Source organism: Mesobacillus jeotgali (assembly GCF_002874535.1).
In the GTDB taxonomy this organism is placed as follows: domain Bacteria; phylum Bacillota; class Bacilli; order Bacillales; family Cytobacillaceae; genus Mesobacillus; species Mesobacillus jeotgali.
Map to the genome: position 1 here is coordinate 2932112 of NZ_CP025025.1, position 12687 is coordinate 2944798.

A 12687-nucleotide genomic window follows, 5' to 3' on the forward strand; every position below is an offset into this window, starting at 1 on the left:
CTCTCCTCCTTTTATCAACCCTTATGCCCGCCAACGAGTGCGGCGCGATGCCTTGCGGTTCCGGCTGCCGTATACGATACCGCCCTTAAGAGAGCTGTCGAGCCGTAGCGGCTGCGAATCCGGTCCATTGCGTAGCCAAGCTCTTTCTTTTTCCAGCCGTTTTTTTCGAAAAGATTCAATTGGAATTCGCTGTCGGTGACGAGATTCCCGAGGGCAATTGAAATGCTTCGCACCGTTTTTCCTGCATAGTTCTCGGCAAAAAGCTCGAGGCAGACACGATACAAATCCATCGTAATATTTGTCGGCTCTTCAATTGTTCTTGAGCGATGGAAGCCTCCGCCGAATTCATCCTGGCTGTAGCCAACTCCGAAGCTGATGGTCCGGCCTGCTTTCCCACGGCTCCTTGCCCTGCGAGCGACCTCCTCGCACATTTCGAGGATGACATGCTTGATTTCCTCTTCTTCCTTATAGTCGCGAAGCAGGATCTGACTTTTCCCGAAGCTGACCTGCCCTTCCATGATCGGGGCGCCAATATCCGAAAAATCGATCCCCCATGCATGCCAGTATAGCTGGTTGCCCATGATGCCGAATTTTTTTTCCAGTTTCTCAAGGTCATAGCGGGCCAGCTGGCCGACAGTAAAAATCCCCATGCTGTTCAGTGTCTTCTCGACGCGGCGTCCGATCCCCCACATTTCCCTCAGCGGCGAGACGTTCCATAGCTTCGTCTGGACATCATCATAGGTCCATTCAGCAATGCCCTTCTTTTTGGCATCGAGGTCTAGACAGAGCTTCGACATCAGCATATTGGGCCCAATCCCAATGGCACAGGGAAGCTGGAACTCGCGCTCAATATCATCCTTGATTTTTTTTGCGATTGAAGCAGCGTCACCCCAAAGCTTTGAAGCTCCGTCCACCTTTATGAAGCTCTCATCGACACTGTAGGTATGGATTGCTTCCTTTGGTACATAGCGATTGAATACGCGGGAGATTTCTGTGGAAATTCGCAGGTATGTTGACATTTGTGGGTCAACGACAATAATTCGCGGATCAACGGGAATTTCAAACTTTCGTGATCCAGTCTTGATGCCAAATTCCTTTTTCAAACGCGGTGAGGCTGCGAGGACGACGCTTCCCGGGCGATCAAGATTCCCGACGACAGCCAGATAGCAGTCAAGCGGATCAAGGCCGAGCATCACGGCGGCACAGCTCGCATAAAAGCTCTTCATATCCACACATAAAATTTTATTTTGCGGCATTTCGCTGTAATCGACCATGTTTCTTCTCTCCTTTCCGCAAAGATATCCACCGATAAGAACATCCGTTCTGTTTCATTATACACATTATATTAAGCGAATATGCGTTCGGTTTCAATGGTAATTTTCCGGGTGACTGCCTTAATTAAGGTGTAAATGGTGTGTCATGCCAGGACTGGAGATTTTTATGGATGAGTGTTTTCAAGGTGAATTCCAAGTATAATCAAGTGGAGAGGTGTTTTTCTTATGGATAAAAAACTCATTCGTAAAATGGTCCAGAAATGCTTCGTGCAATATCGGCATGAAGGTTCACTGCCGTTTGGCGAGGCGGAGTTCGAAGAGATATATGAAAAGATTGTGGAACTGAAAAGTGATGCGCCTGAGACGGATTTGCATGACATCATTAATGATGTGGTATATGAATTTTTAGCGACGTAAAAAAATTCCTAGAAAGGCAAAGACTGCCCTGAAAACAGGACAGCCTTAGATTATTTTAACTTGATATTTGCTTCGCCAATGATTGTTGCGGGATAGTCATTCAGCTTTAAGGTAATCGGGCCCGGTGCTGCTCCTTCACCGAAGTAGGGGATTAAAATATCAACCGGTAGTTCATTCGTGCTCCATCTGAAAGAAGCAGAGCCGTCCCCAATTTCATCTCCATTCGAATCGACTGCCTGCTCAAATGAAATATTTGTATGTCCTTCCTTCGACTCCCTTTGAAAAGTGAGCATCAAAAGATTCTCTTCCCTGTCGATCTTCAGCAATCTGCCATCATCCGGGGCCTTCAGCACTTCCATCTTCTCGGGATCGACAATGATTTCCCCCTCATCTTTATCAAGTGCACGTAGAGTATTGAAGCGCAGGTAAAGCTCCTCCGGTTTTTTGAAAAAGTTGCTTTGCAGGAAAAATTCCTTTGTAAACTCACCCATATGGCGGGCAGTGGTTCCATTATTGATAGCGGCCCATTCTTCACCGCTCTTATCGACGAGCCTTAAATCGTTAAAACCGAAAACCCGCTTAGAATTCTCTTTATCAAAATGGACAGTCACTCCAATTCTTGTTGGGTAAATTGACACTTTCTCCACACTGATCTTTTGTCCTTCGATTTCGACTGTTTCATTGACTTCAATCATTTCTTTTTTATCCTTGAAGGCATCTTTGTCAATCGAGAATGGAAGCACCCACGTATCAGCAAACTTATTCACGGGCTCGCCATCTTCGGTCCTGCCCTCAACAAGCTCCATGCTCAGCTTAAGATTTTCAGGAAGGTTATCACCATAGAATTCAAAAGTGGCTTGAAGCAACCTCTCTTTATCCTGCAAATCAATTGACCAACCGTCATATGAAAATGCTGTTTCTTCAATATTTTTCCCTTCACTGTCGGTCAACCGGAAAGTTTCGATTGACAGCTCCTTGTGTGCCTCCGAAGATTCCAGCTTATAAAACAGCACCATCATCTGCTCATCAACAATCGCGGAGTCAAGCGTGATCTTGATTCCGTCATGTTCATCAGACACACCAATTTTTTGCGCGAAATCATTTTCAACTGCTGCCGTCAGCCCTTTATCATTACGGACAAGCTCGACAATCTTCTCCATCCCCGGAATCGAAGTGACATACGAAGCAAATGTCTCCGAGGTCCTCAGCAGCGCTGTAAAAGCAAAAATCAGGATTGCTGCTGATGCGAATGTCTTTATGAAGAAAAGGTTTTTCTTCCGCTTCCTTTTCCCTTTGCTGATCCCGGCAACAATTGCCTGGTCCAGTTGAAGTTCCGGAACTTCGATATTCTCAAGTGCGGCGTGAGCCTGTGTCAGCTTTTTTTCCTCTGCATTAAGCATAGCCCAATCCCCCCTTATCCTCGAGCTGACCGCGAAGCTCCTTCAGCCCTTTATTCAGCCAGGTCTTCACGGTACCTTCCGGACATTCGAGAATCTCGGCAATTTCCTTGATTTTAAAATCATGCACATATTTCAATTCGATGACCTGCCTTGTTTTTGAATCAAGCTTGCTGATGACTTCCTCGACCTCAAGCCAGTTGGACTGATGATCGGCGCCCATCAAGCTGATGAGATCATCGCTGATGAGGACTCGCTTCCTCTTTTTTAATTCATCATTGCAGTAATTTAACAGAATTCTGGTGAGCCATGTCGTAAAATACTGCGGTTCCTTCACCTTCCGGATTGAACGGAACGCTCTGTAGGTAACCTCCTGCAGCGCTTCGACCGCATCCTCGCTATTCTTCAGATAGCTGAGGGCAATCCGGTACAGGCGCACTTTATGAAGCTGCATCAATTCGTAAAATGCCGCTTCATCGCCTTTCTTGGCTCTCTGTACGAGTTCTTGAAGCTCCAAAATGTCTCCCCCTGACTTTGTCTCTATCTATTAGACATTGAAACCTGAAAAAAGTTTTACAGAATTGAAAAAACCGCCAAAAAGTTTACATGGCGGTATTGTAAGATATTTTATTCATTTATTTCTGATTGAAAATTCTTTTGCCAAAAAGCTCGAAGGTACGTGGAAACAGCGAATAAACAACGCTTCCAGGACTCATCCAGCGGGGCAGGTTGATTTCACGTGTTCTTGTCATCATGCGATTGACTACTTGTTTTGCCACGTATTCAGGCTGGAGCATAAAACGTTTTACATTTTTGACGTAGGTTCCCTGTTTGTCTGCGACATCAAAAAAATTCGTAGCGATTGGACCAGGATTGACCGAAGTGACAAAGATATTGTCATCAGCAACCTCCATCCGAAGGCTGTTCGTGTAGCCAAGCACCGCATGCTTTGTTGCTGAATAAACGCTTGATTTCGGTGTGGCAATCTTGCCGGCCTGGGAAGCGATGTTGATGATATGGCCGCTTCTTCTCTGCTTCATTGCAGGCAGTACCATCGAGGTGCATGCCATCAAGCCGACGACATTGACATCGAACATTGTTTTGATATCTTCAATTTTCGCTTCGTGTGCATAATCAAAAATACCAAAGCCAGCATTGTTGACCAGTATATCAACGTAGCGGATGTCAGTAAGCACTTCTGCGAAGACCCGCTTGATTGCTTCAGGATCAGATACATCCAGCTGCTGGGCATGGACATTGATGGCATACTTTGATTGTAATTCCTTTTTTAAACTCTCAAGTTTATCTATACTCCGTGCCAGAATGACAAGGTTCGCGCCACGTGCCGCGCAAAGCCTGGCAATCTCAGCCCCGATTCCCCCAGAAGCACCGGTTATAATTATATTTTTCCCTTTTAAGGATGACATCGTCTTTCACCTCATTTTGCTGTATAAAGGAAGGCTGTTCCTTCTTCCCTGACAGACACTCCGTCAAGGGAATCTAAATAATCAAGTTGTCCCACGGTTTCGGAGATGGTTAAGTTCAATTCACGCTCATACACTGTCGGGAAGAGCATTTTGCAAACCTCAAATACGGTCAGTTCCCTGCCCTCAAGCATTCCCCTAACCTGCATGGCCCGGTCATGCTGACGGGCCAGCCTTTTTTCAATCAAGCTTTGCAATTCTGTTATCTCCATTCCATGTCCGGTATATACAAGCCCAATCGGGTACTGCTGAAGTTTTTTTAGTGTTGCGTTGTATTGAACCAGCGGCTTCGGCCTTTCAGTTTCGCCTGGGAGCGGCGGCTCAAGTAATGGGTTGGGCGAGATCCCCGCAAGGATCGTATCCCCGGCAATCATTGTACCGTCTTTTTCACGCAAGAGCACGATATGGCTCTGGGCATGGCCCGGTGTCTCGATTACTTTCCACCCTGGCAATGCCGGTGGAATATCATTTTCCAGAATGGTACCAGTCAATGAACGATTACATGAAAATACTAAAGTCTTCTTCATTACTTTCATCGATGGCACAAAATATTGCTCAGGTATTGCCGATTGCAGGAAGAACTTTTCATAGAATTCCTGATGTTCCTTTTCGAATTCCGGAGTCCTGTGGATCCACCTTTCATTCAGCTGATGGCCAAATACGCTGAGACCTGGTGAGAAATAATCCAGCATTCCAACATGATCAGGATGATCGTGAGTCAGGATTACCTGCTCAATATCCTCCGGCTTAAGTTTCAAATCGGCAAGCTGGGATTTGAACGACTCCCAAGACTGCTCCGTTTTCGTTCCCGCGTCAACAAGTGTCAACTTGTCCCCTTTTATTAAATATGCGTTCACATCACCGACTGGGAAAGGCGTCGGCAATGTCAGTTTGGCAATTCCATCTTTCCATTCAGCCATATTATCCATACACCCCAAAACATTATTTTTCTATAAGGTAAACTGATTGATTGTTTATGAAATCATTCAACTTTATTGGTTCTGGTATTTTTTCAATATAAAATTAAGTTTACCTTTAAAGAGGACAAATGTCATTATTTTCACATTTTGTTTTCAGAAAAAACTAAAAATTTATTAATTTCATCTTGACACAGGGGTTGTCTTTCTTGCATAATCACTATTAAAATTTCGTAAAATCTTAAAAAAGCATTCGAGCAAGACGAGTAGACAGGAATGGTGCCAGAGAGTGGAGTCCACCGGCTGAAAGGCTCCGCAACCCTCTTCATGTTGAACCCTACCTTGCGAGCTGCCAGGCAAACCTGGACGTATACCGGCGTTAACGGATGTTGAGCTGCACTTTTTTGGCAATAGTCGAAGAAGTGAATGAAGGTGGTACCACGGAAGCATGGCCTTTCGTCCTTTTATGGATGAAGGGCCTTTTTATTTTTCCGTTGACAATCTCGTAACAAATTACGCAAAACAATTTATGGAGGCGATCTTAATGAAGAAGCTTGTTTTTGTTGGCGCAGGTTCGATGGCAGAAGCGATGATTTCCGGAATTGGAGCAAGCGGGCTTCTTCCGGGAGAGCAAATCTGGGTGACAAATAAACAGGATACTGACAGGCTGAAAACTCTGGAGCAGAAATATGGAATCAATACGACATATGATTCAGGAATGCTTTTTAAAGACTCGGATGCAGTCGTCCTGGCGATGAAACCAAAAGATGCAGCATCTGCAATCGAGGAGATCAAATCATTTTTATCTGAAGGTACGCTTGTCATTTCCGTCCTCGCTGGAGTTTCCATTGAGACAATTGAGTCAGCAGCAGGAAAATCGCTGGCAGTGGCAAGGGCAATGCCAAATACCTCGGCTGCGATTGGCAAATCGGCAACTGCCCTGGCAGTCAACTCCCTGGTGAATGAAGCGCAAAAAATGCTGGTGCAGGAGCTTTTCAACACGATCGGCCTGACAACAAATGTTGAGGAATATCAGCTTGACGCAGTCACAGGACTATCAGGAAGCGGACCAGCCTATATTTATTACCTTGTCGAAGCGATGGAGAAAAGCGCCGCTGAAATCGGCCTTGAAAAGCAAACCGCGAAGCAGCTGATTATCCAGACGCTACTGGGAGCGGCAGAAATGCTCACGAAGTCTGATAAGGAGCCTGCCCAGCTCCGCTTTGAGGTGACCAGCCCAGGCGGTACGACTGAAGCAGGCATCCGCATTCTTGAGCAGCATGGCGTCCAAACTGCTTTCGTATCCTGCATAAAAGAAGCCACAGCCCAATCAAAAAAGCTTGGCCAACTGCTTGGCAATGAACTTGCAGCCGCAAACCGGCCGCTCTAAAATTGCATTTTGGCCCTATGTTTCTCTACAATGGAGAAAAACAACAGGGACGTGTGCTTGGTGCTTATCATTTTACTTTCTTTAACTTTAGTCATCTGGATTGCAGCGACAATTGACGCTTTGATTGGTTTCAGGAAATTGGACTCCCTAGAAACGGCAGAGGCTGCTGGCCAGGAACCACTCCTCAGCGTGATTGTAGCCGCCAGGAATGAAGAAGAACATATCTTACAGAGCATTCGCACCCAGCTGAACCAAACTTACAAAAATACCGAGTGGATCCTTGTTAATGACCGATCCGACGATGGAACTGGTAAAGTGATGGAGAACTTAGTATGGTTGGATTCAAGAATAAAAGTAATTCATATCGATAGCTTGCCAGAAGGATGGCTCGGCAAGAACCACGCTCTCTATAAAGGCTATCAGCGCTCGGCAGGGAACCTGATTTTATTTACAGACGCTGATGTTATGTATCACCCCGAGGCTTTTTCAAAAGCGGTTGGCTATTTCGAGAAACATGGCCTTGATCATTTGACCGCGGCACCTAACCTTAGTGCAAAGCCATTCTGGCTGAAGGCGTTCGTTGCGTTCTTCTTGTTTGGCTTTTCCTACTATAAAAGACCGTGGCTCGGCAATAGTCCGCGTTCGAAGACTGGGGTCGGCATCGGTGCATTTAATATGGTCACCAGGTCGTCCTATGAAAAAATCGGCACGCATGAATATATAAAGATGCGTCCTGATGATGATTTGCAGTTGGGAATGCTGGTAAAGCGCATGGGTCTTAAACAGCGGATTGTTACAGCGATGACGCTCATTGAGGTGGAATGGTACCAAAGCTTGAGTGATGCTTTAGCTGGTCTTGAGAAAAACACCTTCGCCGGCCTTCACTACCGGATCAGCATGGTATTGTTTTCAGTATTTGGTGTCTTTGTTTCCCAGGTCGTGCCGTTCTTCACTCTATTCTCAGAGAATCAGGCAGTAGCAATCCTTAGTGCTGTTAATCTCGTATTCCTGGCTTTTCTTTATGTATTGGTAACCAAGAAAATGACCCGCTTTTCACCATGGCTGTTCTTGGTCCTGCCCTTCACGGCCCTTCTGTTCATCTTCTCGATACTGAGAGCCAGCTACCTGACTTTCAAAAGAGGAGGCATCATCTGGCGCGGAACGAAGTATACACTTGCGGAATTAAGAAAAAACAGGATACGGTGAGTACAATTTTTCCTTTCCTCGGAAAGCCCTGTTATACTTGAATTATATTTTGGTTAACGAAATAAAGGGAGGCTTTTGGATTGGAAAAGAAATTATTTTCCCCTTATAAAATTAAAGATCTTACACTAAAAAACAGGATTGTCATGGCTCCGATGTGTATGTACTCATGCGAAAAAGAAGATGGGATTGTCACCGACTTCCATATGACACACTATGTGAGCCGGGCTGTCGGCCAGGTAGGGCTGGTCATTCTTGAGGCAACAGCGGTTACTCCGCAAGGCCGGATATCCCATCAGGACCTGGGAATTTGGAGCGATGAGCAGGTACCCGGCCTGACAAAATTGACTCAACAAATCAAGCAAAGCGGTGCCTCAGCTGGTATCCAGCTGGCACATGCCGGCCGGAAAGCAGCATTACGCGATGAAATCATTGCCCCTTCCGCTATTGCTTTTGATGATAAGTACAAGGAACCAAAGGCTATGTCGGTAGAAGAGATCAAGGATACTGTCGAGGCGTTCAGGCTGGCTGCAGAAAGATCAAAGCGTGCAGGCCTCGATGTGATCGAAATTCACGCTGCACATGGATATTTGATCAACCAGTTCCTCTCCCCTCTTACGAATAAACGAGAGGACGAATACGGGGGCAATGCCGAGAATCGCTTCCGCTTCCTCCGGGAAGTCCTTGAAGAGATAAAAACAGTGTGGGATGGGCCTCTATTTGTCCGGGTTTCTGCATCTGATTATCATGAAGAAGGTTTGACTGTTGATGATTATGTATCGATTGGCGCATCGCTAAAAGAACTGGGTGTTGACTTGATTGATGTCAGCTCAGGCGCAGTCGTACCAGCAAGAATCCATGCCTATCCAGGCTACCAGGTTAAATTCGCTGAAAAAATCAAACATGAAGCCGATGTGGCTACTGGTGCGGTTGGCTTGATTACGACCGGAATCCAGGCTGAAGAAATCCTCCAGAACGATCGTGCCGATTTAATTTTCATCGCCCGCGAACTGCTGCGTGATCCATACTGGCCAAGGACAGCAGCTAAGGAGCTTGGAACAAGTATCGAATCCCCAAAACAATATGAACGAGGATGGATATTCTAATATTAAAGCCGGCACCCATGGATGCCGGCTTTAGTGTTTCTCTATTCTTATCTGGTCGATATATTCAAAAATCCGCTGATATATTTCAAAATGTGGTCGTTATAACCGAAAATTCGCTGATATATCTTAAAATGTGGTCGTTATATTAAAAACATCAATTCTAGAAAAACATGTTGAAAGGCTCAAGTCTTACTGAGCTTTTTTAGCAAAATCCTTCGGTACATATTCCCGAACATGACTCCTTCATCAGAAATCAGCCTGATATTTTCCTTTTTCGCTTGGCAGATCTCTTCAAAAGATACACCGATGTCCGTTCCAAGGAGCTTGATTACATGCCTGATAGCTTTTTTGGCGATTGACAATCCTTTACCCGGCTCGGCAAATTTATCAAAGATTAATACCAGGCCATCTTTTCGGCAAACTCTTACCATCTCGCCAAACGCCTTTCTGTTGTCCGGAACTACTGACAATATTAAACTTCCAACGACATAGTCAAAGGCACCGTCAGTGAAATCGAGCTGTTGGGCATCCATTTGCAAAAAAGTAATCCTCGAGTTTCGGTATTTATCCTTTGCTTTCTGAAGCATATCTTCCGAATAATCGATTGCGGTGATTTCCAATTGTTCATAGGGCAATCTATCGATGTCAGCCCCTGTGCCTACCCCAACGAACAACACCTTTTCTCCGGGCTGGAAGTGAATATCTTTAAACAGTTTTTCTCTTGCCTTTGAAAAAGAGCCAGCATTGAAAATCGTATCATAAATTGGCGCCCAGGCTTTGTAAATGACCTTATTCCAAGAGTTATTCATTTTCCCCACTCCAGCCCGAATTGTTTTTATGGTTATCGGGTTTATATTTTCCCGACCAAAACGCAACAGTCTATTTATCCTTGACTCTCAAAAGCCTCAAACCATTCAGAGTAACAATCAGAGTGGCTCCCATATCAGCGAAAATCGCGATCCACAGGGTGAGCCAGCCAGGGATGACCAATAGCAGTGCCAGCAATTTAACGCCAATTGAGAAGGCGATGTTTTGCTTGATGATTGCCAGTGTTTTGCGGCTCAATTTAATCGTGAACGGCAGCTTTTTCAAGTCATCGGCCATCAGGGCGATATCCGCGGTTTCGAGTGCCGTATCGGTGCCTGCTCCGCCCATCGCGACTCCAACCGTCGCAGCGGCTAGTGCAGGTGCGTCATTGATGCCATCTCCGACCATCGCGACTTTTCCGTGGTTTTTCTGCAGGGCTTTTATGAAATTGAGCTTATCTTCTGGAAGCAAATCGGATTCAATATCAGACACACCAGCCTGGCTGCCAATGGCCTTTGCTGTTCCTTTGTTGTCACCAGTCAGCATGATTGTTTGTTCAATACCAAGCTCATGCAGTCGGGAAACGACTTCCCTGCTTGACTCTCTTACTTCATCGGCCACTGCAATTAAAGCAAGTACTCGAGAATCAACTCCTGCGACCATGACTGTTTTACCCTCAGACTGCAGGCGTGAAATTTCTTCAGCAGCCACCGCAGGAATTCCGCCTTCAACAATTTCCCCAAGGTATTTAGGACTGCCGATATAATAAGCAATTCCGTCGACAGTTCCCTTTAAACCTTTACCGGTTACCGATGTGAAATCTTCTATTACTTGATCCAAGTAAGGTACTGCGTCTGCGTCTGCTTTACGGACAATCGCAGATGCAAGCGGATGCTGTGATTTATTTTCAAGGGCGGCAATTACTGCAAAAAGGCCGCTTGAATCTTCGCCAGATACCATTTTGAAATCGGTAACAGCTGGCACTCCTTTTGTAAGCGTCCCTGTCTTATCAAAGGCGATGGCTTTCAGCGCACCCATTTCCTCAAGATGGACGCCACCCTTTACAAGCACACCATGTTTAGCTGCATTGCCAATCGCTGTAACGATTGAAACAGGTGTTGAAATGACAAGGGCACACGGGCAGCCGACAACCAGGACGGCCAGGCCTTGGTAAATCCACTCGCTCCAATCCGCACCGACGAGAAGCGGCGGGACAATAGCGACCAAAAATGCGATAAGGATAATAAGCGGCGTGTAATACTTGGCGAAGCGGTCAACGAAAGCCTGGGAAGGAGCCTTTTCCGCCTGTGCCTCTTCGACAAGGTGAATGATTTTGGCGATTGTGGTATCATCGACCAGTTTAGTGATTTTAACCTCAATGAGACCTTCTCCATTCAGCGTACCGGCAAACACCTCATCGCCTATGTTCTTATCGGCTGGTACAGATTCCCCTGTGATTGCCGCCTGGTTGACAGCCGAGAACCCCGCAAGCACTTCCCCATCCATGGCAATTTTCTCGCCGGGTTTTACAATCATGATGTCTCCGACTTCTATTTCATTTACATTTATGCTGTATTCCCTGCCATTTCTGCGGACCAGTGCTTCTTTTGGGGCGATATCCATTAGCGAACGAATCGAGGCTCTTGCTTTATCCATAGAATATCTCTCAAGCACTTCACTAATCGCAAACAAAATGACAACGACGGCACCTTCGCTCCACTCGCCAATGAACGCAGCTCCGATGATGGCAACTGTCATCAGTGCCCTCATGTCAAAATCAAGCTTTAGAAGGTTCATTACTCCACTTTTAAATAGGGAGTAGCCACCTACAATAATTGCTCCCAAAAATAATAGGATGGCCGGCAAACTTTCTTCGCCGTAATTAAACTGGACAAAATACGCGGCAATGATCATTAGTAAGCTGATCAATACCTTAGAGTTTTCCTGCCAGAACGGTTTCTTTTTTTCAGGTATAATCTCTGCTTTATCCGGGTAAAGCCGCAGGTTCTCAAATGCGCCAGCTTGCTCCAGTTCTTCAATGGAGGCTTTACCGAAAACAGTCAGCTTGGAAGCGCCAAAATTAACTTTTGCATCAAAAACACCATCCAGGTGTTTTACGTTCTTTTCGAACTTTCCGGCACAGCCTGCTCAGGTGAAGCCCTGTACCCGGTATATTGTTTTCTCGCCAGATTGCGCTGCTTCAGTCATTCAACTCCATCTCCTTTTGATGTTCAAACGCTAAGTGAATCAATTGCTTCACATGGTCATCCACCAGTGAATAATAAACAAGCTTTCCTTCTTTGCGATACTTAGCAAGCCCTAGATTTTTCAACAGCCTCAAATGGTGTGAAGCTGTTGCTGTAGATGAGTTTACGACCGCTGCTACATCACAGACACAAAGCTCTTTGCCAACATATAGTGAGTATGCAATTTTAATCCTAGTTTCATCTGATAAAGCTTTGAATATTTTTGCTGCTTCAAAAGTATTTTGTTCCTTTAACCCAGCAGCTACCTGTTCAACTTTATCATTATGGACGCAATTGACCTGACAGACATCCTGCTCCTTCAATCTGCTCACCCCATTCATTCAAATGATCTTTTGACTATATCTTATTCAAATATGTGTTTGATTGTCAAACAAAAATACATTCAAATGATCTTTTGATTATACCTTATTCAAATACGCGTTTGA

Annotated in this window: 12 protein-coding genes; 4 read left to right on the plus strand and 8 right to left on the minus strand. The window is 45.5% G+C overall.

The window, feature by feature from the left end:
* Window positions 1-14: 14 nt before the first annotated feature.
* Entirely contained in the window at window positions 15-1274 is a 1260-nt protein-coding gene (locus CD004_RS14940) for a Y-family DNA polymerase (protein WP_102263491.1), read from the minus strand.
* Window positions 1275-1499: 225 nt separating this feature from the next.
* Here CD004_RS14940 and CD004_RS14945 point away from each other — a divergent pair, with 225 nt between their 5' ends.
* On the plus strand, window positions 1500-1691 hold the full coding sequence (locus CD004_RS14945) for a YqzH family protein (RefSeq protein ID WP_102263492.1): 192 nt from the start codon (window positions 1500-1502) through the stop codon (window positions 1689-1691).
* 50 nt (window positions 1692-1741) lie between these two features.
* On the opposite strand, the gene CD004_RS14950 is transcribed toward CD004_RS14945, so the two are convergent.
* The 4 genes from CD004_RS14950 to CD004_RS14965 form a co-directional block, all read right to left on the minus strand.
* Window positions 1742-3091 (minus strand): DUF4179 domain-containing protein, encoded by a 1350-nt coding sequence (locus CD004_RS14950; RefSeq protein WP_102263493.1) that lies wholly within the window; start codon window positions 3089-3091, stop codon window positions 1742-1744.
* Window positions 3084-3605 carry a sigma-70 family RNA polymerase sigma factor gene (locus CD004_RS14955; protein ID WP_102263494.1) on the minus strand — a complete coding sequence of 174 codons (522 nt, stop codon included), beginning with the start codon at window positions 3603-3605 and terminating at the stop codon, window positions 3084-3086. The genes CD004_RS14950 and CD004_RS14955 overlap by 8 nt, the downstream gene beginning before the upstream one ends.
* A gap of 118 nt (window positions 3606-3723) precedes the next feature.
* Complete coding sequence (locus tag CD004_RS14960) at window positions 3724-4515, minus strand: SDR family NAD(P)-dependent oxidoreductase (protein WP_102263495.1); 792 nt, start codon at window positions 4513-4515, stop codon at window positions 3724-3726.
* An 11-nt stretch (window positions 4516-4526) separates the two neighbouring features.
* Complete coding sequence (locus CD004_RS14965) at window positions 4527-5492, minus strand: MBL fold metallo-hydrolase (RefSeq protein ID WP_102263496.1); 966 nt, start codon at window positions 5490-5492, stop codon at window positions 4527-4529.
* 541 nt (window positions 5493-6033) lie between these two features.
* Here CD004_RS14965 and proC point away from each other — a divergent pair.
* The 3 genes from proC to namA all read left to right on the plus strand — a co-directional run bounded on the left by proC (window position 6034) and on the right by namA (window position 9188).
* A complete protein-coding gene (proC, locus tag CD004_RS14970) occupies window positions 6034-6879 on the plus strand; it encodes a pyrroline-5-carboxylate reductase (protein ID WP_102265125.1) in 846 nt (281 codons plus the stop codon).
* Between the two features lie 60 nt (window positions 6880-6939).
* The gene (locus CD004_RS14975) at window positions 6940-8085 is read left to right on the plus strand and encodes a glycosyltransferase family 2 protein (protein ID WP_102265126.1); all 1146 of its coding nucleotides are present in this window, start codon (window positions 6940-6942) and stop codon (window positions 8083-8085) included.
* 80 nt (window positions 8086-8165) lie between these two features.
* Window positions 8166-9188 (plus strand): NADPH dehydrogenase NamA, encoded by a 1023-nt coding sequence (namA, locus tag CD004_RS14980; RefSeq protein ID WP_102263497.1) that lies wholly within the window; start codon window positions 8166-8168, stop codon window positions 9186-9188.
* A gap of 182 nt (window positions 9189-9370) precedes the next feature.
* On the opposite strand, the gene CD004_RS14985 is transcribed toward namA, so the two are convergent.
* From CD004_RS14985 to CD004_RS14995, 3 genes are all read right to left on the minus strand, one after another.
* Window positions 9371-9997, minus strand: a complete 627-nt coding sequence (locus CD004_RS14985; RefSeq protein WP_102263498.1) for a class I SAM-dependent methyltransferase — start codon at window positions 9995-9997, stop codon at window positions 9371-9373.
* A gap of 70 nt (window positions 9998-10067) precedes the next feature.
* Window positions 10068-12203, minus strand: coding sequence for a heavy metal translocating P-type ATPase (locus CD004_RS14990; protein WP_102263499.1), 2136 nt, complete (start codon window positions 12201-12203; stop codon window positions 10068-10070).
* A complete protein-coding gene (locus CD004_RS14995) occupies window positions 12196-12564 on the minus strand; it encodes an ArsR/SmtB family transcription factor (RefSeq protein WP_102263500.1) in 369 nt (122 codons plus the stop codon). The genes CD004_RS14990 and CD004_RS14995 overlap by 8 nt, the downstream gene beginning before the upstream one ends.
* Window positions 12565-12687: the final 123 nt, after the last annotated feature.